The sequence below is a fragment of the Stappia sp. TSB10GB4 genome (genome assembly GCF_900185745.1).
Lineage (GTDB): Bacteria > Pseudomonadota > Alphaproteobacteria > Rhizobiales > Stappiaceae > Stappia.
On the sequence record NZ_FYAV01000049.1, the window covers coordinates 135,211 to 158,619 of the forward strand.

8 protein-coding genes are annotated in these 23,409 nt (G+C 69.9%); 1 reads left to right on the forward strand and 7 read right to left on the reverse strand.

Translation table 11 applies throughout. From position 1 onward, the window contains the following. Positions 1-10 precede the first annotated feature (10 nt). The gene (locus TSB10GB4_RS12135) at positions 11-979 is read right to left on the reverse strand and encodes a fatty acid desaturase (RefSeq protein ID WP_186395967.1); all 969 of its coding nucleotides are present in this window, start codon (positions 977-979) and stop codon (positions 11-13) included. 114 nt (positions 980-1,093) lie between these two features. Continuing rightward, positions 1,094-2,200, reverse strand: coding sequence for an amidinotransferase (locus TSB10GB4_RS12140; RefSeq protein WP_186387791.1), 1,107 nt, complete (start codon positions 2,198-2,200; stop codon positions 1,094-1,096). A gap of 157 nt (positions 2,201-2,357) precedes the next feature. On the opposite strand from TSB10GB4_RS12140, the gene TSB10GB4_RS12145 reads away from it, so the two are divergent. Next, positions 2,358-3,554, forward strand: coding sequence for a cytochrome P450 (locus tag TSB10GB4_RS12145; protein WP_186395968.1), 1,197 nt, complete (start codon positions 2,358-2,360; stop codon positions 3,552-3,554). 32 nt (positions 3,555-3,586) lie between these two features. Here TSB10GB4_RS12145 and TSB10GB4_RS12150 read toward each other — a convergent pair whose 3' ends face one another. From TSB10GB4_RS12150 to TSB10GB4_RS12170, 5 genes are read right to left on the reverse strand one after another with little or no spacing between them, the layout of a single operon-like run. Beyond that, complete coding sequence (locus tag TSB10GB4_RS12150; protein ID WP_186395969.1) at positions 3,587-4,402, reverse strand: thioesterase II family protein; 816 nt, start codon at positions 4,400-4,402, stop codon at positions 3,587-3,589. Beyond that, positions 4,402-7,623, reverse strand: a complete 3,222-nt coding sequence (locus TSB10GB4_RS12155) for a non-ribosomal peptide synthetase (RefSeq protein ID WP_186395970.1) — start codon at positions 7,621-7,623, stop codon at positions 4,402-4,404. The genes TSB10GB4_RS12150 and TSB10GB4_RS12155 overlap by 1 nt, the downstream gene beginning before the upstream one ends. Positions 7,624-7,648: 25 nt before the next feature. Next, positions 7,649-14,224, reverse strand: a complete 6,576-nt coding sequence (locus tag TSB10GB4_RS12160; protein WP_186395971.1) for a non-ribosomal peptide synthetase — start codon at positions 14,222-14,224, stop codon at positions 7,649-7,651. A gap of 11 nt (positions 14,225-14,235) precedes the next feature. Beyond that, positions 14,236-18,276: a non-ribosomal peptide synthetase gene (locus TSB10GB4_RS12165; RefSeq protein ID WP_208984731.1), complete on the reverse strand. Its 4,041-nt coding sequence runs from the start codon at positions 18,274-18,276 to the stop codon at positions 14,236-14,238. Next, complete coding sequence (locus tag TSB10GB4_RS12170) at positions 18,273-23,369, reverse strand: amino acid adenylation domain-containing protein (RefSeq protein ID WP_371328899.1); 5,097 nt, start codon at positions 23,367-23,369, stop codon at positions 18,273-18,275. Before TSB10GB4_RS12170 ends, TSB10GB4_RS12165 begins: the two co-directional genes overlap by 4 nt. Between the last annotated feature and the right edge of the window lie 40 nt (positions 23,370-23,409).

The following is a 23,409-nucleotide window of genomic DNA, read 5'->3' on the forward strand; positions in this document are numbered from 1 at the left end:
CGCCGCCTCCTCACGCCGACTTTCCGCGCGGCCGCGCCGGCGCCGCGTCCCGCGGCACCCGGTCGATCCGGTTCCGGCGCCGGTCGAGGAAGCCCAGGATAGCGGGTACCGGGCTGACCACATGGCGGTTGTCCGCCAGGGCCGCGCCGTAGCGCCGGCGCACGTCTTCCATGCGGCTCCAGTGCTCTTGCGGGCACAGGTGGTGTTCCTGATGATAGCCGTCGTTGAAGGTGACGAAATTGTAGAGCCGTCCGTAGTGGCTGACCGAGTTGGCGAAGCGGTTCTCAGGGCAGGCGCCGAAGTGCTCGAAATAGTTCTGGACGTTGACGAGAACCAGCGCCGCGAAAAAGGACGGCAGATAGGCGAACAGCACAAAGGAGGGCCGCACCGCCAGCAAGCCGAGCAGAACCAGCGTCAGGACGATCAGTTCAAGGCGCATCTGCCGCCGTTCCCCGTCCCGCAGCCGGGCGCCGACCACCTGGTCCGGCGAGCGGGCGCTGTCCGCCACCGCCAGGGCGGGGACGAAGGCCGTCAGCCGCAGCCATGCCTCGTTGCGCAAGGTGGCGACCGCACCCGCGAACGCATAGCGCCAGATGCTCAGATGCGTGCCGTCGCTCGCGCCGGCATAGGTCGACGACAGGTCGCGCGGCGGGCCGTTCGGACCTGGGCGATCATTGTGATAGCGGTGGTGATTGCGCACATGCGAGACGTGATAGGCCTGCATCGACTGGCCGATGGTGACCGAGTTGAGCACCGAGGCGGCGGCATTCAGACGGGGATGGCGAAACCACGGATTGTGGGTGAACAGATGCGCGACGATGACGATGCTGTAGGTGGTGAGCAGCGCCAGCATCGGCACGATGCCGAGCTTCCAGCCGATGGAGACATGCGGCCATGCATAGGCGCTGCAGAAGAGGGCGCAGGCATGCGCCAGGCTCAATCCGGCCAGCCAGGCATCCTTTGCTGAACAGCGCCACATCGCGTCGCACCTCTCGGCGTTATCCGGGCATGTCGACGCACTTGGCTCCCGACACTGCCGGCACGTCCTCCCTCCGCGAACGCCGCGCTCAGCAGGAAGGTCGGAGTCGATCGGTCAAAAATAGCTCTCCAAGCCCCCCGCGCGGCGCACGTCGAGCGTTGCGCAATGGAACGACCCGCCAAGGGCATGAAAATGCCGGAACGGGCACCGGATCGCCTCGAAGCCCCAGGCTTCCAGCGCCTCGGCCATCGGATCGTCCTGCGCCTCGACAATTACACGTTGTGGATCGAGCATCAACACGTTCATATTGATCCAGCCGCTGCACAGGAACAGCGGCTGCGTGCGCGGCGGTGGCGGCGGGGCTGCACGCACCTCCCACGCCTTGAACAGCTCCGGCACGGTGCGCACCCGTTCCGGGTTGATCAGCAGTTTACCGGGGGCGAGCGGCATCAGGCTGGCGTCGATATGCATCGGGCGGTCGTCGTCGAACGCCACCTCGTGCACCCGGTAGGCGCCGCCGAGATGCCGGCGCAGCCAGTCCACGCCCATCCGGTTCGTCACATGGCTGAGCTGGACGAAGATATCGCGGCCGCAGCGGATGAAGTCCGCCGCGTCGAAGGTCGGCTCGAACTCCGAGACCGCGAGGCGCGGCGGCAGTTCGCCCCCGGCCTGCCTCCAGCCGTCGTCGTAAAGCCGGTCGGGGAGCTCGGGCCTGGGGGCCGCGCTCCAGCGCGCGCCGGCGGCGAAATATTCCTTGAGGAGGGGGCGGTAGGCCAGAACCTCGAAATAGCGCGATCGCCAGGCCATCGGGCACTCGATCAACTCGTCGCCGACGACCAGGATCACGTCGCGCGGCATCGCCTCATAAAGGCCGGTGCTGGTCCAGCCGGGACCGCCGAAGCTCGCCTGCTTGTCGCGCGGATCCGGCCGCCTGACCTTGATGCCCTCGCGCTCCAGAAGGGCCGAAAACAGGTCCAGCTCGCGGCGGGCCCCGTCGACGATGTCCGCCGGAAAGGCCTGCCCGGCATGGGCACGTATGTGGTCCGCCTTGGCGGGCGGCAGCACCGCTTCCACGGCGGCATGCCAGGGAGGGAAGCGGGCGCCGTCGGCGATGCCGACGATCACCTCTTCGAGCGGGTCCCACTCGTTGTGGGAGCTGACCGGGGTGACAAGGTCACGCGCCGGAGCAAGGCCGACGCCATGATTTGAAAGTCTCTTCATCGGCGTCAATTCGACCAATTAACTTTTGGACGGTCGGTTTTATTGCGATTAATATACATCCTATAGTGGCACTCTAGCAGATCGTCATGGTGCAGCCAAATCCAAAAACCCCGATCCTTGACCCGACCCTTGCCCCTGCCATGACGACCTCTGCGGCATGACCGGCGCGACGGGCGCAATACAAGCCGCGGCCCTCGCCGATCCGGAGACTTTTGCCCGCGGCGACGCCTGCCGCGTCTTTCGCCATCTTCGGACCCAGGAGCCGGTGGCGTGGACGCCCGAGCCGGACGGGCCGGGGTTCTGGTCGGTGACGCGTTACGCCGAGGGTGCATGTGTCCTGAAGGATGCTTCAACCTTCAGTTCGGTTGAAGGAACCACCCTGGAAGGCAACCGCTGGCAGGACGATCCGGCCGCCGGCAGGATGCTGCCGCTGATGGCCGCCCCGGCCCACACTGCCTTGCGTCGCATCCTGATGCCGCATGTCTCCGGGCCGCGCGTGGACGCCCTGCGGCACGACACTGCCGGATTTCTGGCCCACGTGCTCGAGGAGTGCACGGAGCGCGGCCGTTTCGAGGTAGGCGACGGGCTCGCGACGCGGGTTGCGATGCATGTCGCCTTCCGCCTGCTCGGCCTGCCGCCGGAAGACGAGGCCGGCCTGCTGCCGGTCGTCCGCGACACCCTGTCCTGCAATGAGAGCCGCCGGCATCTCGCGGATGCCGAACTGCTGATCTATGTCAGCGAGGCGGTGGAGGTGCGACGGCGGCACCCCGCCGACGATGCGATTTCCGCGATAATGGGCGCCGAGATCGACGGCCGCCCGCTGGACGACGAAACGGTCCTCTTGACCGTGCTGAACGTGATGTCCGCCGGCCTGACGACGACCCGGCTGGCGATCACCGGGGCGATCCATGCCCTCATGCATCATCCGGACCAGTGGCGGTGGCTCCAGCGCCGGCCCGACATGCCGGGCACGGCGGTCGAGGAGGTCCTGCGCTGGACATCGCCGGCCGCGGCGGTGGTGCGCACGGCGCATGCCGACACGGTGCTGGCCGGACGCCGGATCCGCCGCGGCCAGCGCGTCGCGGTCTGGATTCCCTCCCTCAATGCCGACGAGGCGGTGTTCGCCGATCCGGACCGCCTGCGGCTCGACCGCGCGCCCAACCGCCATCTCGGGTTCGGGACGGGCATGCATGCCTGTCTCGGCATGATGCTGGCCCGCCTGGAACTGCGATTGCTCATGTCCGAGATCCGGCGCGCCTGGGCCGGGATCGAACCCGACGGACCGGCGGAGCGTCTGACCTCGCTCGTTCTGCAGGGCATCGACCGCCTGCCGGTCCGGGTTGGCCCGTCGTGACGCGGTCTCCGGCGCCGGGATCCTGCGATGGCTCACGACAACGACAGTCGCGCAAGGTCGCCGACCAGGGTCAACACCGGTTCGGGATCGGACTGCAGGAAGAAATGGTCGCCCGCCGCCTGGCGGATGACGGCCGCGCCGGTGCTGTGGTGCCGCCAGGCGTCGAGTTCGTCGGCGGTGACATAGGGATCCGCCCGGCCGCTGATCGCCCCGATCGGGCACGGCAGGGGCGCGGCGAACCGGCTGTCCGCCCCCGCCCGCCACTCTTCCGCCATCCGGCAGCCGGCCCGCAGCGCCGGCAGCAAGACGTCGACGAGCTCGCTGTTCGCCAGCACGTCCTCGGGCAGGCCGCCGAGATCGGCGAGGGCCCGCAGGAATGCCGGCCGGTCGAGATGGGCGATGGCCCGGTTGCGCGCGTTCATGGTCGGTGCCGGGCAGCCGACAACCACGAGCGCGGCCGGACCCGCGCCGGACCTTGCCAGCAGGTGCGCCGCCTGCGCGGCGATCATGGCTCCCAGACTGTGGCCGAGAAGAATGAAAGGCCTGTCGCGCAGGTGGACGGATGCGGCGATGAACTCCTGCGCAACCTCGTCGACGCTGCGGGCCAGCGGCTCGTTGAACCGGGTCTGATGGCCAGGAAGCTCGAAAGCGCAGACATCGGCGGCCTGCGCCATCAGGCCGGACCACGCGCGGAAGACGGTCGCGCCCGCCCCGGCGGGGGGAAAACAGAACAGCCGGTAGCGCGCGCCAGGACGCGCGATCCGGTGTGGAAAGAACCGGCGGAGGTCGCCGGCCGATGCCTGCATCCGGCCGGCAGTGGCGCCGGCGTCCTCGCTCCGGCCGTCCATCACAGGTCCCCGACGACGCTGCCGCCGTCCCCCTCCGCCGCCGGGATCGAACCGCCCAGCCAGAGCAGTTCCTCGATCGCCTCGGCGATTTCGGCGATCGTCGGTTTCTCGAAAAAGTCCCGCACCGTGAACTCCACCGCGAACGCCATGCCGATCCGGGCGACCACCTGAAGCACGGTCAGCGAATGTCCGCCGAGGACGAAGAAATTGTCGTGGACGCCGGGTCCGTCGATGAACAGCACCTCTTCCCAGATGGCGGCGAGCGTTTCCTCGACGGGCGTGCGGGGGCCGACATGGGCGATTCCCGACAGCAGATCTTCGCGCCGCGGCGGCGGCAGCGCGGCGTAATCCGGCTTGCCGCTGGGCAGCAGCGGAAGCTGTTCCAGGGCCACCAGCGCCGCGGGAACCATATAGGCCGGGAGCCAGCGCTCCAGATGATCCCGCCAGTGGTCGATCGCCTCGCCGGACGTCTCGGAGCTTTCCACATAGGCCGTCAGCAGCCTCTCGCCGGCCTCCGTTTCGCGAATGTCGACGAGGCAGCGCCGGACCTGCGGCAGGCGTTCGAGAACGGTTTCGATTTCGCCCGGTTCGAGCCGCTGGCCGCGCAGCTTGATCTGCCGGTCCCGCCGTCCGGCATAGTCGATGCGACCGTCGTCGCGCAGCCGTCCAAGATCGCCGGTCCGGTACATGCGCGCGCCCGGTATCGGGCTGAACGGGTCCGGCACGAAAGAGCGCGCCGTCAGCGCCGGCTGGCGCCAGTAGCCGTCGGCGAGGCTGCCGCCGCCGATGCAAAGCTCTCCCGGAGCCCCGAGGGGAACATGGTTGAGATGATCGTCGAGCACATAGACCGCCGTTCCCGAGACCGGCCGGCCGATCGATGGTGCCCCGTCGCCTTCGGGACCGACCGTCCCGGCCGTGGCGACGACGGAACACTCCGCCGGTCCGTAGTGATTGACCAGCGTCATGCCGTGGGAGGGATCCGGCCGCCGCCGCAGCCGGTCGCCGCCCGTCAGCATGACCTCCAGATGCGGCGGCAGCGGTTGCCCGCCGGCCAGCATGGCTTCGGCCAGAGGCGTCGGCACGAAGGCATGGGTGACCCGATTTTCCGACAGGTGCCCGATGAGGCGGTCGATATCGCCGCGGGTCGTGTCGTCCACGATGACCAGGGTGGCGCCGGCGGTCAGGCAGGCCCAGACGTCCCAGGTGCAGGCGTCGAAGGACAGGCTGGCGATCTGCGCCACCCGATGACCCGGCCCGAGCCCATAGCGGTGCCGGTGCCAGTCGACGAGTTGGCGGAGGCCGCGATGCGGAACGATGACCGCTTTCGGACGGCCGCTCGTTCCGGATGTGTGGATGCCATAGGCGGGAAAGACCGGCGCGACCGCCTCCGGCCCGTCGCGCCCCCGGTCGCCGGCTGCCAGCACCGGGGAAACCGGCACGATCGTCAAGCCCTCTGCGGGAAAGCGCCCGCCGACATCCCCGGCGACGACGACATGACCAAGACCCAGGTCCGCGGCCATGCCGGCGAGTCGGTGGGGCGGAAGCTGGGAATCCAACGGAACGAAGGCTGCCCCGGCATCCAGGATGCCCAGCATGCCGATGGTCATGGCGGCGGAGCGCTCGACGCACAGGCCCACCATCTCCCCGCGCCGGACCCCAAGCTGCCGCAAGCGGTCGGCGAGATGGAGGGCATTCGATGCGAGGTCGCCATAGGCGAGATCCGTGGCCGCATCGCGAACGGCGAGCGCGTCCGGCTGACGTTCTGCCTGGCGGTGCACCAGATGGTGAGCGCCGTCCTGCGCGACCTGCCTTGAAACCGTTCCGGAGAGCCGCGAGAGCGCGGCGCTTTCCCTCTCTCCGATCACCGGCAACCGGGAGATCGCCGTTTGCGGCCGTTCGACGATGGCCCGCAGGAGCGCCGGGAACCGCTCGGCCAGCCGCTGGGGGGCGGCAGCGCCGAACCGGTCGGTGCTGTACTCGAACCCCCCGGACAGCGCCGCGCCGGGCCGATCCGACAGGAACAGGGTCAGGTCGAACTTGGAGGTCGTGCCCTCTACCGTCACGGCGGCAGTCTGCAGGCCCTGCAAGGCCAGGTTTCCTGCACTCCCCGCCAGCGTTACGGCGGTCTGGAACAGGGGATGGCGCTCGTTCCCGCGCTCAGGCTGGAGCTCCTCCACCAAGCGTTCGAAGGGAAGGTCCCGGTGCTCCTGCCCGGCAAACACGTCTTCCCGGACCTGGCGGACGAGATCCGCGAACGGCATGTCCGGTCTCAGGCGGCTGCGCAGCACGAGCGTGTTTTGAAACAGGCCGACCACCTCGCTCAGGTCCGGATGGTCGCGGCCGGTGATGGGATAGCCGAGGAGAAAGTCCGGTTGTCCGCTGGAGCGGTAGAGCAGCACCGCGAAGGCGGCCGACACGGTCATGAAGAGGGTGGCGCCGAGGCTCGCGCTCAGCGCCGTCAGCGCGGCCCCAAGCGCCGGGTCGAGGTCGAGATCGATCCACCCACCCCCGCCGCTCCCTGCCCCTCCGGGCTGCCCCTCGGCGGGAAGCGCAATGCTGTGGGGCGCCCCGTCCAGATAGCCGCGCCAGTAGTCGACGAGCGGCCGCATGTCGGCGGCGCGCAGCCGCTCGGCCTGCCATGCCGCGTAATCGGCATACTGGATCGGCAGCTCCGGAAGATCGACCGGCCGGCCGCCGAGAGCCGCGTTGTAGAAGGCCGAAACGTCCCTTGTCAGGATGTCCAGGGACTGGAGATCCGCGACCGCGTGATGAACGGTGATCACGAGCACATGGTCGTCGCTCCCGAGAGCGCCGAGCCTGGCGCGGGCAAGCGGCCCGGCGCGCAGGTCGAAAACCCGCTCCGCCTCGGTGCGGACGAAGTCCCGGATGTTATTGTCCGGCTCCTCCGCAGGCAGCAGGGCAACGAGATCGAGCGGAAACCCGGCCCGGTCGGCGACGATCTGCACCGGCTTGCCGTCCTCGACATCGAAGGTCGTGCGCAGGCTTTCGTGCCGCGCGGCGGTCTGGTCCAGGGCCTGCTGGAGCGCCGGTATGTCGAGCGGCCCGGTGATCCGCCAAGCCGCGGGAATGTTGTAGAGCGGCGAGTGCGGCTGGAGGCGGTCGAGGAACCAGAGCCGTTCCTGCGCGAAGGACACCGGTGCCGAAAAGGCCGTGCCGGTGTCCTGCGGGGAGTCGGTGCTCGATAGGCCGGCGTCGGTCATGATCGGACCCTGTTTCGTCTCTTTCTCAAGAGGTCGCGGCGCCGATGCCGGTCGACCGGACGCGCCGCGAACGGTCGAGACGCGGGATCGGCTGAAGGCGGGCGTCCGTGTCCACGTGCTGCGCGCCGCCGTCCAGATAGGCGGCCAGTTCCGCAATCGTGGGATGCTCGAAGATCGCCCGCAGCGGCACGGCGAAGCCGGTCGACTGCGCCAGGCGCGCCGACATCTGGATCGCCGTCATGGAATGGCCGCCGAGACTGAAGAACGAGCTGTGAATGCCGACAAAGGACAGGTCGAGCACCTGCCGCCAGACAGCGGCCAGCAACAGTTCGGTCGGCGTTGTCGGCGGTGTGCCCGGCGCGTCGCCGCCGTGCTCCGTCGCGGCCGGCGCGAGGCGCAGGGCGCTGCGGTCGATCTTGCCGTTCGGCAGATGCGGCAGGCTGTCGACGATCGTCAGCGGCTGCGGAACCAGGCTCCTCGGCAGCAGTTTCGCAAGCTCGGCGGCAAGCGACCTTGCGGACAGGCCCTCGTCCGGGGCGACCGTGACGAAGCCGGCGAGACGGTCCGTGCCGTCCGCCTCCGTCAAGACAGCCACCGCGGCCTCGCGCACGCCGGGACACGTCAGCAGCGCATGCTCGATCTCGGTGAGTTCGATCCGGTTGCCGTGAAACTTGACCTGATGGTCCGTGCGTCCGCGGAACTCGATGTGACCGTCGGCAAGAAACCGCGCGCGGTCTCCGGTCGCATAGATCCGGCTTCCCGGCCGCCCGAACGGGTCGGGCAAGAACCGCTGCGCGGTGAGGCCGGGGCGGCCGAGATAGCCCCGCGCAAGACAGGGTCCGCCGATATGCAGATGGCCGCTGACGCCGATCGGCACCGGCTCCAGCCGGTCGTCGAGGATATAGACCGCCGCGCCGTCGACCGGCCGGCCGATCGTTACCCGGTTGTCGGCGCCGATCTCGGTGAAGGTGGCGTAGGTCGTCGCCTCGGTCGGGCCGTAGAGGTTGAAGATGCGCGCGCCGGGCACCGCCCTCCGCAAGGCCGCCACCAGGCTTGGGTCGAGCGGCTCGCCGGCCAGATTGACGGTTGTGGCCGAAGCCGGCACCGCGCCGGCGGCGCACAAGGCGGTCATCGCCGAGGGCACCGTGTTGATCAGGGTCGGCGCCCCGGCGTTTCCCGCCAGCGAGATGTCGTCGACGAGCACCACTGTCCCGCCCCGCATCAGGGGGAGGAAGATCTCGAAGACCGACAGGTCGAAGCAAGCCGACGTCGCCGCGAGCATGCGCGCTGTCTCCCGCGCGGAATAGACGCGCGCCGCCCAGGCCAGCAGGCCGATGGCGCTGCCATGGCTGATCGCCACCGCTTTCGGATGGCCGGTCGACCCCGACGTGTAAAGGCAATAGGCCAGGGTCTGCGGGGCGATGCTGGTGCCGAGGTTGCCGGACGGCTGGCGCGCGAGGAGGCCCGGATCCGCGTCGATCGGGACGGTACGCCCGGAAAACGGCGGCAGGCTGGCGGCGTCCGCCTTGCGCGTCAGCACGATGCCGGCGTGCGAATCCTCCAGCATGTAGGACAGGCGTCTGGCCGGATAGCCGGCATCCAGCGGAACATAAGCGCCTCCGGCTTTCAGGACGGCCAGCAGGCCGATCACCAGATCCGCACCGCGTCCGAGGAGAATGCCGACCAGGCTTTCCGGCCCGACGCCCAGGCTCTGCAAATGACGCGCGAGGCGGTTCGCCCGTTCGTTGAGGTCGCGGTAGCTGAGGGTCTCTGACCCGACCTCGACCGCAACGTCATTCGGCGTCCTGGCAACCTGGCGTTCGAACGCCTCATGCAGGCTCGCCGGCCCGCCGTCCGGCCGTGCCGTCCGGTTCCAGTCCACCAGGATCCGGTGCCGCTCCGGTTCGCTCAGCAGCGCCATGTCGCCGACCGGCCGGCCCGGATCGCGGACCAGCTCACGGCAGAGGTGGCGGACCTGGCCGGCCATCCGTTCGACCGTGGCGCGGTCGAAAAGGTCCGCCGCGTATTCGAGATCCGCCTTGAGCGCATCGCCGGTCTCGGTGACGAACATCGACAGGTCGAACTTGGCCGTCCGGTCCGGCACCTCGATCACCTCCGCCTCGAGCCCCGGCAACTCGACGTCCCGGTCACATTCGGCACCGAAGCCTCCCACCCGCCCCGTTGCCGCGGCCCGGGTCCTGGCATGGCTGCACCAGACCTGGAAGATCGGATGATGGGACGGGTCCCGGACAGGCTGAAGATCCTCCACCAGTTTCTCGAAGGGGTAGTCCCGGTGCCGGTCGGCCGCCAGGACATCGTCGCGCACGGCCGTCAGCAGGTCCGCGAACGGCATATCGGCGCGGGTGGCGATCCGCATCGTCAGCGAGTTGACGAACAGGCCGATCAGGTCCTCCGTCTCCCGCCGCGTCCGGTTGCCGGAGGGATAGCCGATGCAGAAGTCGCCTTGCCGGCTGTATCGGAACAACAGGACGGCGAAGACGGCGGACATCAGCATGAACATCGTCGCGGCCTGGCTGTGCGCAAGGCTTCTCAGGTCCGCGGCCAGCGCCGCGTCGAACGTGAACGACACGCTGTCGCCGCGAAAGCTCGCCGTCGGCGGGCGCGGCCGGTCGCTGTCGAGCCGAAGCTCCTTGGGGATGTTCCGCAGGCGCTCCCTCCAGAAGCGTCTGTGGCCGTCGAGCACATCGCCGGTGAGCTGCGCGCGCTGCCACCGGGCGTAATCGCGGTACTGGATGGGCAAGGGCGGCAGGGGCGAAGGCTTGCCGGCGCGAAAAGCCATGTACAACGCGGCGAGTTCCCGCATGAGGATCTCGACGGACCAGCCGTCGAACACGATATGCGGGATCGTGACTTGCAGGACATGCTCCGTCCGCGCGACCTCGATCAGCAGCGCCCGCAAGAGCGGGCCTTCCGCGAAATCGAACGGCGTTCGCGCGTCCTCCGCCAGCAGGTCGAGGGCGGCCGAGCGGGCGTCGCCGGAGGTCGGCGGCGCCGTCACGGGAAGCTTCAACCCGCACTCCGTGGAAACGATCTGGATCGGCGGGCCGCCATCGTCGGCCGCGACGAAGCGGGTCCGCAGGCTCTCGTGCCGGCGCAGGATCTCCTTGAGCGCCAGCCGCAGGGCGTACCGATCCAGGCCTCCCTTCAAGCGCCAGGCGACAGCGATGTTGTAGAGCGACAGCCCCGGTGTGAACTGGTCGATGAACCACAGGCGTTCCTGGGCGAAGGATGCCGGAACCGTATCGGCGGCCGGCGCCGGCCTCACGGGGGCGACGGGCGCGTCGTCCCGGCCCTCGAGACGCGCGGCGAGCTGCCGGATCGTCGGCGCTTCGAAGATGTCGCGCAGGATCAGGCCGCGCTCCGGCTCCGTCCGCAGCCGGGCGATGATCCGCGACGCCAGAAGGGAGTATCCGCCAAGCGCGAAGAAATCGTCGTCGATGCCGACCCGTTCGACCTCCAGCACCTCGGCCCAGACGTCCGCGATGTGCTGCTCCGCCGCCGTTCGCGGTTCGCCGCCCTCCCCTTGGTCGGCGGGTGCCAGCGGCGCCAGGGCCGCCAGTCGCGCCCGGTCGATCTTGCCGTTTGCCGTCAACGGCAGCCGGTCGCGGATCTCGAAGGTATCGGGGATCATGTAGCCCGGCAGGCTTGCGGCCAGCTCGGCGCGCAGGAAAGCCGCATCGACGGATTGTCCGCCGGCTGGGGCGACATGGGCGATCAGTTTCCGCGCTCCGGAGGGGCTCGTCCGGGGCAGGACGGCCGCCTGGGCGACCCCGCCGATGCGATGCAGGCGGGCTTCGATCTCGCCGGGTTCGATCCGGTAACCGCGGATCTTGAGCTGCTGGTCGATCCGGCCGAGAAAATCCAGGCTGCCGTCCGCCCGGAACCGGCCCTTGTCGCCGGTGGCATACATGCGACTGCCCGGCGGGCCGAAGGGGTTGGGAACGAACCGTTCCGCGGTCAGGCCAGGGCGACCCCGGTAGCCGCGGGCAAGGCCCCGGCCGGCGAGGTGGATCTGTCCCGGCGCGCCCGGAGGGACCGGTTCGCCGGTATCGCCCAGAACATGGACCCGCGTGCCGGCGATCGGCCGGCCGATGCCGACATCGGCCAAAGGATCGGAGCGGACAGGACACCAGGTGCTGTAGGTGGTGTCTTCCGTCGGACCGTAGAGATTGAGCACCCGCGCCCGGGGCGCGGCGGCATACAGCGCCTCGACCAGACCGCGCGGCAGCGGCTCGCCGGCAAGGTTGATCGTCCGCACCCCCGCCGGGATGGCGTTCCGCTCGAGCAGCGCCCGCGCCGCCGAGGGAACCGTGTTGAGCAGCGTCGGCTCCACCGCCGGCGGCGTGTCGGCGAGGGACAGGGAGTCTTCGACCAACACGATGGTGCCGCCGGCGGTCAGCGGCAGGAACAGCTCGAACACGGAGAGGTCGAAAGACAGCGAGGTCGCCGCCAGGGTGTGGCGGGTGTCCTCGCGGCCGAAAACCGTGCCGGCCCAGGCCAGCAGGGCGGCGGCGCTGCGATGCTCGACCATGACGCCCTTCGGCAGGCCGGTCGAGCCCGACGTGTACAGGACATAGGCGAGATCGCAGGGGCGCGGCGGATCGCCCGGCGGATCGGGGGCGAACCGCGCGATCCGCTCGCGATCCCGGTCGAGGCAGACGGTGCGGACCCCGGCCCCGCCGAGCGACGGCAGGCGCTCCCCGCGCCCCAGGACGACCCGCGCGGAGCACTCGGCGATCATGTGGCGCAACCGGTCGGTGGGATGGTCCGGATCGAGCGGCAGATAGGCCGCTCCGGCCTTCAGGATGCCGAGGAGGGCGGCGACCATGTCCGCCGACCGGGGCATGGAGATCCCGACCACATCCTCGCGGCCGATCCCCATCGACCGCAGACAGCGGGCCACCCGGTTCGACAGGCGCTCCAGCGCGGCATGGCTCAAGACGGTGTCGCGATAGAGGACGGCCGCGGCCTCGCCGCAAGGCGGCGGGGCGATCATCGCGGTCAGCGTCCCGTCGGCGGCCGCGGCCGCAGTGGCGGCGGTGTCCGCCCCGGCCGCCGGGGCGTCGCGGCGCGCGCGTCCCCCCGGCAGCGGCAGGTCGCCGATCCGAACGCCCGGCTCGTCCGCGATCGCCGCCGCGATGCGCTCGAAATCGGCCGCCGCGCGCGTGATCGTCGGGCGGTCGAAAAGCGCCGTGTCGTAGTGGAAACCGCCATGCAGCCGGCCTCCCTCCAGGGTCATGGTCAGGCCGAGATCGAACAGGGCGGTGGTCAGCTCCGTCATCTCGCGTTCGGTTTCGAGGCCAGGCAACGACAGGTGCCCGCCAGCCCCGCTCTCGAACGCGAACAGGGTCTGGAACAGGGGAGAGGCCGTGCGTCGGACGGTCGGCCCAAGCTCGGCAACGAGCCGGTCGAACGGCAGCTCGCGGTTCTGATAGGCCTCCAGCACACGGCGCCCGGTCTTCTCAAGGAAATCGGCGACGGTGACATCGGCGCGCGGCCGCGCCCGCATAACCAGGGTGTTCAGGAAATTGCCGATCAGATGCTCCGTGCCCCGCCCGCGATAGGCGGCGACGGGCGTGCCGACGCACAGGTCGGACTGTCCGCTCCAGCGGGCGAGGAAGATCTGATAGGTCGCCAGCACCAGCATGAACGGCGTCAGGTTGGCGCGGCGGGCGGTTTCCAGCATCCGGCCGGTGAGCCGCTCGGACCAGGCGAACTCGACGAGCCCGCCGGCAAGGCTCGGCAGCCCGCGTCGCGGCCGGTCCACCGGCAGGCGCAGGCCCTCGGGGGCATCCTCCAGGCGCCGCCGCCAATAGGCGAGCTGGACGTCCAGTTCCCCTGTCTCAAGCTGCCGGCGCTGGGCGAGAGCGATGTCGGCATATTGCAGCGCCAAGGGCGGACGCCGGGGCGCCCGGCCATCACGCCGCGCGGCGTAGAAGTCGCCAAGGTCGTCCGCCAGCACCGCGAAAGACGCCTCGTCGCCGGCGATATGGTGCAGGACGATGACCAGGACATGCTCGTCGGCGCCCCGCCGGACCAGCCGCACCCGGAACGGGCTTTTCGCCTCCAATGGGAAGGGCTGTTCCGCACCGTCCTGAACAAACCACCTTGCGTCGGCGGGATCGGCCCTGGAGAAATCCGCAAGCGCGATATCGAGCGCGCCCGGATCGAGAATGTCCTGCCGTGGCAGGCCTTCGGCGGCGGGATAGCGCGTCCGCAGGATCTCGTGCCGGGCTTCCAGGTCGGCAAACGCGCCCATGAGCGCCGGAACGTCGAGCGCGCCGCGCAGGCGCAGAACGAGCGGCAGGTTATAGGCGGCGGTGCCGGGATGGATGTGCTCGATAAGCCACAGACCTTCCTGTGCCGAACTCAGCGGCAGGACGGACGGGCGGCGCGCGGCGGCCGGCGGACTGTCGGCCCGGTCCAGATGCGCGATGATTTCGGACTTGCGCCGCCGGAGTTCCGCAAGCGTGTCGCCGTCCAGTCCATCGGGCGGGCGGTACCGCAACCGGCCGTCGCGCACCCAAAGCTGGATGCCGGCGGCCCGGATCTCGGCCAGAACGTCTTGCAGATCGCGCATTCGGCCTCCTTTCAGATCTCCAGGCCGACAAGGCGCGTGTCGACGATCCGCTGTATGGCCGCGGCGAGCGCGGGAGCCTTGTCCGCCTCGACCATGGTGAAATGCGTGCCGTCGACCGTGTGCGGGGCCAGCGAGCGGAAGACCTGTCGCCAGCCCTCGGACCTGAACTGGTGCTGGACGGAGACGGGGTCCGCATCGGCGCGGTCGAACGGCTCGGCCGCGCCGAGATAATCCGCATCAATGGCAAGCGGCCGGGGCTCATAGCGATCGAACGCCCGAAAGTCGCGCTGAATGAGCTGGTCGAGCTCCGCCAGAAGGGCCGCATCCGGGGCCTGATGCGGCTCCGCGTTGCGGCGGGGAATGTCCAGTCCGTCGAGAAGCGACCGCATCTGCAGGGCCTGCGGCGCGTCCAGCAGCTTCGGCGGCGTCCAGGTGTCGAGCAGCAGCAGGGCGGCAATGTCCACGGTCCGCGCGATCCACTCCCGCGCCATTTCCAGGGCGATGCACCCGCCCATCGACCAGCCCGCAAGGATCACCGGGCTCACCCCCCGCACGGCATCGACTTCGGCGACATAGCGCGTGGCGAGGGCCTCGATCGTGCAGGCCGCGGGGTCGGTGCCGATGCCGGGTGCCTGCAGGCCCCAGCAGGACAGATCGGTGCCCATCCGTTTCGCAACCTCGACGAACGGCATCACCGAACCGCCGGCGCCATGCACGAACACGAGCAGCGGCCGGCCCGGCCGAACGGCGAGCGGCACGAGGCACGAGACGCCGCGCGCGCCGGTTTCCAGCCGCGCGGCCAGGTCTCGAACGCTCGGGCAGGCAAAAACGTCGGCCACCGAGGGCCGCAGGTTCAGCTCGGTGTCGCAGGCGTCGATCAGCTTGAAGATCAGCAGCGAATGGCCGCCGAGATCGAAGAAGCTGTCGGTCGCCCCGATGTCGCTCTGCCCGAGGAGGTCCTGGTAGATCCGCAGGAGACGCTCTTCCAGGGGCGTTTCCGGTGCCGCCCGCTCCCGGCTGTCGCACCGGGGCGCGGTCCACTCGAGCGCCGCGAGGGCCTGGGCGTCGACCTTTCCGTTCACAGTGGTCGGGAGTTCGCCGAGGATGACGACGGCCGGCGGGACCATATGCCGGGGCAACAGGCGGCCCGCATGGGCAAGCAGCTCCTCCGGGCTCGCCCGCGCCCCCTCCCTCAGCGTCACGAAAGCCGGAAGCTGCGGCCCGGTGCGCGGATCGTTGCGCACCAGGACATGGCACTGCGCCACGGCCGGGTGCTCGCCCAACACCGCCTCGATCTCCGCCAGTTCGACCCGCATGCCGCGCAGCTTGACCTGCCGGTCGATGCGCCCGAGATGCTCGAGGGTGCCGTCGCCGCGCCGCCGGCACAGGTCCCCGGTGCGGTACATGCGCTGGCCCGGCGGCCCGAACGGATCGGGCAGGAAGCGCTCGGCGGTCAGGCCCGGCCGGCCGTGATACCCGAGCGCAAGGCCGACCTCGCCGCCGATATAGAGTTCGCCGGGCACGCCGAGCGGGCACAGGCGCCCCGCCGGATCGAGCACGTAGCAGGTGAAATTCGCCGCCGGATGACCGAGCGGCACATGGTCGGTTCCGGGCGCGTTGGGCAGGGGACAGTCCGTCACCGTTCCGCATTCGGTCGGCCCGAAGCAGTTGACGAGCAGGGCGTTCGGCAGTTTTTCGTAGAACCGGTCGCGCAGACGGGGGCTGACCGGGGCGCCGCCGCACAGGACGCAGGCGAGGCTGCGGCAGGCTCCCTCCGGCAGGACGTCCAGCATCAGCTCCAGCATGCCCGGCACCAGGAAGATCTGCGTGACGGCATGTTCGTCGATCAGCGCCACCAGCCGCTTCGGATCGCAGTTTTCGCCGGGCCTTGGAACCACCAGCCGGGCGCCGAAATAGAGCGTCCAGAAGATCTCCCAGATCGAGACGTCAAACCCGTAGGAGGTCTTGAACAGGTTCGCCCCGCCCGAGGTCAGCGGATAGCGCCCGTGCAGCCACAGGATTTCGGCCAGCGCCGCTTCGACCGAATAGACCACGCCCTTCGGCCGTCCGGTGGAGCCGGAGGTGAACAGGATATGGACCGGCCGTCCCGCCGGCGCCATGCATGGAGGATCGCCGGGGGGCGGGTCGCCGGGGGACCAGTCGCCGGGGGCCCAGTCGCTAGGGGCCTCGGTGCCGCCGACGACGTGAACCGCGCAGGAGGCCGAGGCGACGAGCGGTTCGGTCGCACGGTCGGCCAGCACCAGCAGCGGCGCGGTGTCCTCCAGCAGGACGCGGACCCGCTCGCCGGGCAGAGCGGGATCGAGCGGGACATAGGCGGCTCCGGTCTTTGCGACCGCCAGGAGCGCCATGACCAGATCGAAGCCGACAGTCATGCACACGGCAATGTAGCAGCCGGGACCCGCGCCCCCGGCAAGAAGACACCAGGCGAGTCTGTTGGCGGCGGCATTCAGCTCGCCATAGGTCCGCCGGCCGCGCTCGCCGACCAGCGCGACCGCATCCGGCGAGCGCCGGACCTGCTCTTCGAACGGTTGCGCCAGGGTGCGATAGGGACTGCCGGGCCGCATATAGGGCTCGAATGCGTGAAGGAGATGCGCCTCGTCACGGGCGGACAGCAGCGGCGCGTCCAGGATCGGCAGATCGGGATCGCGCGCGAAGGCGGCCGCGAGCCGCGCGAACATCGACACGAAGCGTTCGGCCGTCGACCTGTCGAAGAGATCGGCCGAATATTCCAGGGAGCCGACCATCCCCCCGTCGCGCTCGTCCAGGAACAGCGACAGGTCCCATTTCGCCGCCTCGGAATCGGCGAAGGCTGCGGCGGTGTCCAGCCTGCCGTCCGGGGTCGACGGCAGGCCGCCGACGCTGAACATGGTCTGGAACAGCGGGCTGATGCGTGCATCCCTCGGCAGGTTCAGCGCCGCGACAACGGACCCGAAGGGAACCGTGCCGTTGTCGTGCGCTTCCGCAACCGTCTTGCGCACCTGGCGCAGGAGGCTGCGGAAGCGCGGATTGCCGGCAAGATCGCTGCGCAGCACCACCGTATTGACGAACATGCCGACCATCGTCTCGACAGCGGGATGATCGCGCCCGGACAGCGCGGTTCCGACCAGCACGTCGGTGGCGCCCGACACGCGCCGCAGGAACGTCTTGTAGACCGCCGCCAGGACAACGAAGAGGGTGGTGTTTTCCGCCTCGGCCAGCGCCTTCAGCGGCCGCAGGCCCTCGGGGGCGATCCGGCAGGGAACCACATGGCCGCGTCGGCTGGGCACGGGGGGGCGCGGACGGTCGGAGGGAAGATCGAGGACCGGAAGCTCGCCGCTAAGCTTGGTCCGCCAGTAGGACAGTTGCTCCTTGGGATCCGCCCCGTCGGCCCGCCGGCCCGCATGGGCGGCATAGTCGATGAAGCGGACGGCCGGTGCGGGGCCGGGCGCGTCGCCGGCCAGAAGCGTCAGCAGGTCGCCATACAGCGTTTCCAGCGAATGGCCGTCGACGGCGATATGGTGAAACACCAGGAAGGCGACGGCCGCCCCGCCCGGCATGCGCACCACGTCCATGCGGTAGAGCGGCGCCGTCGCCAGGTCGAACGGTTCCCGGTAGCATCTGTTGCCGATGACCTCGATCCTGGCTTCGGCCTCGCCGGGAGACAGCATGCCGGCGTCGTGCCAGCGCAACGGGCAGGGGACGTCCTCGCACAGTTCCTGCAGCGGTTCCCCGTCCTTTTCGTAGATCCGCAGGCGCAGGGCATCGTGACGCTGCATCAGGGTGCGCAGCGCCTCCCGCACGGCCTCGTCCGACGGACAGGAGGGCAGCCGGAGGATGCCGATCTGGTTGTATTCCGGACTGTCCGGAAAAATGCGGCTCTGGAACCAGACGCCGGACTGATTGGGCAACAGCGGAATGTCGCGAACGGTGTCGGTGCGCGGGATCTCCGCCGCCGCCGGGGGGGCGCCAATGTCCCGATGCGTCATCAAACGCTCGAGCAATTGCCGCTGCGCGGGACCCAGGTCGGTACGTCCGGCTCCCGCTTCGCTCATGATCGCAAGCCTTCGAGCATCTGCCGCGCCTCGTCCTCGGACAGGGCGGCGACCCGGTCGATCAGCCCGGCCTCCACCAGCCCCGCCAGCCCTTCGACGGTCGGCTCGGCGAAGAAATCGCGTACCGAGATGCGCACCGCGAACCGGGTTTTCAGTCGGGCGATCACCTGGATGGCGGTGAGCGAATTGCCGCCGATGGAAAAGAAGGTATCCCGCCGGCCGACGCCGGGCAGGTTCAGAACCTCGCGCCAGACGGCTGCGATCTCGCATTCCAGCGGCGATGCGGGCGGCGCCGAGCCGCCGCGGGAGGCGAAATGATCCGGGCCGGGCGGCGGCAGCGACAGGCGGTCGAGCTTGCCGCTCGCCGTCAGCGGCAGCCGGTCGAGCACGACATAGGCCGCCGGCAGCATGTAGCTGGGCAACAGGAACTCAGCCTGCGCCCCGAGCCCCGCAGGGGTCAGGCCGTCGCCCTGGACATAGGCGATCAACTGATCGGATCCGGACGCGTCCTGCCGGGCGATAACAGCGCAGGCAGCGACCCCGCGCAAGCCGCGCAGCACCTGTTCCACCTCCGCGATCTCGACCCGGCAGCCGCGGATCTTGACCTGCTCGTCAAGCCGGCCGAGATACTCCAGCGCTCCCGTCGATGTGACGCGTCCCAGATCGCCGGTGCGATAAAGCCGCTCCCCCGGTTCGATCGGCCAGGGGTGGGGAACGAATTTCTCGGCGGTCAGGCCCGCGCGTCCCCGATAGCCGCGCGCCAGTCCGCCGACACCCGCGACGCAGATCTCGCCGGGCATGCCCGGTTCCACCGGCTGCAGCGACCGGTCCAGCAGGAAGACCCGGTAGAGCCCAATCTGACGGCCGATCGGCGCCCACAGCCGGTAGCTGCGCGCGTCGTCCTGCCAGTAGGCCACTTCGGACGTTTCGGTCTGGCCATAGCAGTTGTGCAGCGGGATCGGGACCCGCGCCCGGTAGCGCGCGAGCAGGTCCGCCGACAGGCCCTCGCCGGACACCTGCACCCATTTCAGGTCGGGAGCCTCGTCCCAGCCGCCGGCGCTCAGCACCGCATCCAGCATGGACGGCACGAAATGGGCGAACACCGCGCCGGGCCGGGCCAGCAGCGCGCGGATGTGATCGACATCGGCTTCGCCGCCCGGATCGGCGGCAAGGACGGTCGCTCCGGACATCAGGGGACCGAAGATCTCCCAGATCGCCACGTCGAACACCAGCGGCGTCTTGTGCAGGACCCGGTCGCCCTCCTGAAGCGGATAGCGGTCCCGAAGCCATGCGATGCGGCCCATGACGCATCGATGGTCGAGCAGGACGCCTTTCGGCTCGCCGGTGGAGCCGGAGGTGTAATAGGCGCAGGCAAGGTGATCGGGACGGGCGGGAACGCTGCCGCGCGCCTCGCCGACCGCGGGATCGAGCCGGTCTTCGCTCCATAGGCGCAGGCCCGGCAGGGCCAGCCGGCCCCGGTTCGCGGCATCGACGATCAGATGCTCGACGCCCGCGTCGAGGAGTATTTTCCGCGTGCGGGCGAGCGGATAGCCGGGCGACAGCGGCACGAACCCGGCCCCGGCCTTCAGCACGCCGAGAAGAGCGACGATCAGCGCGAGCGAACGGTCCTGGCAGACGCCGACCAGGTTTTCCGGGCCGATACCGGCAGCCGCCAGGGCATTCGCCACACGGTTGGCGCGCGCGTCCAACTCGCCATAGGTGATCCGCTCCGACAGGGTTTCCACCGCGATGGCATCGGGCGTGCGGCCGGCCTGCTCTTCGATGTAGCGGTGGATCGGGCGCAGGTCCGGATAGACCGCGTGGTCCGCATTGATGGCGCGAAGGCGCGCGTCCCGCTCCGCACCGGTGCTCAGCGCCAGCGCGTCCAGCGGGCGGTCGGGCGCGCGCGTCGCCGCCCGCAACAGGCCGAGGAAATGCGCCCGCAGGAGGCCGGCCTCCGCCGCGTCCAGCGTGCCGGCCGCATATTCGAGCTCTCCCTGAACGGTACCGTCGGCGAGGCGCAGCATGCAGGAGATGTCGACCTTCGCCGTTCCGGTATGGACGAGCACCTCCTCCAGCCGGGCGCCGGGCGGAGCGAAGCCGAAATCCGCCGGCGTCGACTGCATGACGAACATCGCCTGGAACAGCGGATTGCGGCTCGAGCGGCCGGGCAAGTCGAGAAGGTCGACGATCTCGTCGAACGGCAGGTCCTGATGCGCCAGCGCTTCGGCCATGCGCCCGGCGACATGCGCCACCAGATCGCCGAACGAGCGCTGCCGGCCCGCATCGACGACGATCGGAAGCGTGTTGGCGAAATAGCCGACCGTGGCCTGGTCGGCGGGCGACATGCGGCAGGCGGCGGGGACGCCGATCACGATCCGGTCCTGCAAGGTCCACCGGTGCAAGGTGGCGGCGAAGGCCGACAGCAGGACGACGGAAACCGTGGTTCCGTGGGCGGCGGCCGCCGCCGCCACCTGCGCCGTCAGGGCCTCGTCCATCGACAGGTCCGCGACGCCGCCGGCATCGGAGAGGTCGCGGCGGGGGCTGGCGCCGTGGTTCAGCGCAAGCACCGGGAGATCGCCGGCAAGCTGCCGCCTCCAGTAGTTCCGGTGGTCTTCGAAGGCGGGCGAGGCGCGCAAGGCCTCGAACCGTGCCACATGGTCCGAGAATTGCGGGGCGGCGGGTCCGGCGGTCTCCCCCGTCCACGCCGCCTGCAGGTCGCGCAGCAGCAGGCCGTGCGACCAGGCATCGCACACCGCATGGTGGATGTTGAGCACCCACAGCCACGCCTCCGGCGCGTAGCGGATGCACAGCGATCGCATGAGTGGCGGCGTTCCCAGATCGAAGGGCAGGCGGACCTCCGCCTCGGCCATCGCCATCGCCGCGTCCCAGCCGGCCGCCTCAAGCACCTTGCTCGCAATCTCCAGCGGCGGCGCGATCTCCTGCATCAGGTGGCCGTCCCGCATGACCAGCGCCGTTCGCAAGGCCTCGTGGCGCGCCGTCAGCGCGGTGAGGGCGCGGTCGAGATCGGCGATCGCGAACGCGCCGCGCACCCGGAAGCCGAGCGGCACGGAATAGGCCGGCGAGCCCTTCGCGTAGTCTGACAGGAACCACAGGCGCCGCTGACCGTTCGACGCCGGGGCGAGGTTGGTTCGGAGCGCCACCGCGTCGGGCACCTCGGCGGGTCGGGTGTCCGTCGCCGCCCGCCGCGCGTCGACCGCCGCCGCAAGGCCGCGCGGCGTCGGCCGGGCGAACAGGTCGGAAAGGGAGAGGTCGACCGCAAGGTCGGCGCGCAAGCGCCCGATGAGCTGCACGGCCTTGAGCGAATCGCCGCCACTGAGGAAAAAGTCGTCGTCATCGCTCCCCGGAGGCAGGCCGAGGACGTTTGCCCATTGGCGGGCGATCACCGCATGCGGCGGTTCGTCAGCTTCAGGCCGATCCTGGAGGCTGTCCGGATGCGGCAGGCGCTTGCGGTCGAGCTTGCCGCTGACCGCCCCCCGGGGCAGGGCATCGAGCACGATCAGTTCGGCCGGGATCATGATCTGCGGCAGCCAGTCGCGCAGTTGCGCCCGCACCCTGTCCGGGTCCGGCGCCTCGCCGACCAGATATCCGACCAGCAGCGGATCGGCGGAGGTGGGGTCGTGCAGCGCCGCGGCCGCTTCGCGAACCCCGTCGCACCTGACAAGGCAGCTTTCGATGGCACCCAGCTCCACCCGGTGCCCGAGGATCTTGACCTGCTCGTCCCGGCGGCCGCGGAAATGCAGGACGCCGTCGGCGGATCGCAGCCCATGGTCGCCCGTCCGGTACATGCGGCTGCCCGGCGGTCCCCACGGATCGGGGCGGAAGGCCTCGGCCGTCAGCGCCGGCCGCTTGACATAGCCGCGCGCGGGCGGCACTCCGCCGATCCAGATCTCCCCCACCGTGTCGTCGCCGACGGGGTCCATGCGCTCGTCCAGCAGATGGATCGCCGCGCCGTCGATCGGATGGCCGATCGGCACGATGTCGTCGTCGACCATCGCAGGCGGGCGATAGGTGGCGCAGGTGATCGTCGCTTCGGTCGGACCGTAGTCGATCACCCAGTCGACATCGTGGGTCCAGCCCAGCGCCCGCCACTGGCGCAGCTTTTCGCCGAAGGCCGTCTCCCCGCCAGTGAAGACGAGGCGCAGGTCGCGCGGCTTGTCGCGCGGCCCGCACCCGTTCTCCAGTCCGGCGGTTTCGCTGTCGACCCAGCGATGCCAGAGCGAGGAGGCCATGCTGGCGACGCTGATCCGATAGGCGTCGAGCGCCTCGCGAAGCGCGGGGCCGGGCATCGGCACCTTGCCCGGCAGCACGACGGTCGCACCGGCGATCCAGGCCGGCAGCAGTTCCTCCAGCGCCGCGTCGATCGACAGCGGCGTCATGTGAAGAAACCGGTCGGCCGGCCGCAGGTGAAGATGGCCGCACATGAAACGGGCATGGCTCAGCAGCGAGCGGTGACTGACCGCGACACCTTTCGGCACCCCCGTCGTCCCGGAGGTGTAGATGCAATAGGCGAGGGCGTCGGGCCCGGCCAACGGCTCCGGATCGGCGTCCGGCCAGTCCGCAAGGGTCTCGTCGCCAACCAGCATCAGCGGCACGTCCATGTCCGAGAGCATGTCCGCGAAAGCGGCTCCTCCGGCGGCATCCGCGAGCAGCAGCAGGGCGCCGGTTTCGGCAAGAACGTGACGGGTCCGGCCGGCCGGGTGCCCCGGCTCGATCGGAACGAAGGCGCCGCCCGCTTTCCAGATGCCGAGGACGGCAAGGAGCGTCCAGGCCGACCGGCCGGCGCTGACAGCGACCACCACGTCCGGCCCGGCGCCCATGGACCGCAAACAATGAGCCAGCCGGTTGGCCGCGCGGTTCATCTCGTCGAACGTCAGACTGGCCTCGTCGGTCACGAGCGCGGTCGCGTCCGGCGTGGCTGCCGCCCTCCATTCGAACCAGCCCGCAAACGAGCCCCCCTTCGCACCTGCGGGGCCTGCGAGACGGGGGTCGGAACGAGCCTCATCTTCCAAATCGAGCACGGGGTCCCAATCGAGCACGGACGTCGCTCCAATTCGCGGCTTGCGCGCCACGCGTGTCTCAGAGCCTGCAGGACAATCATGTTAGATCGAC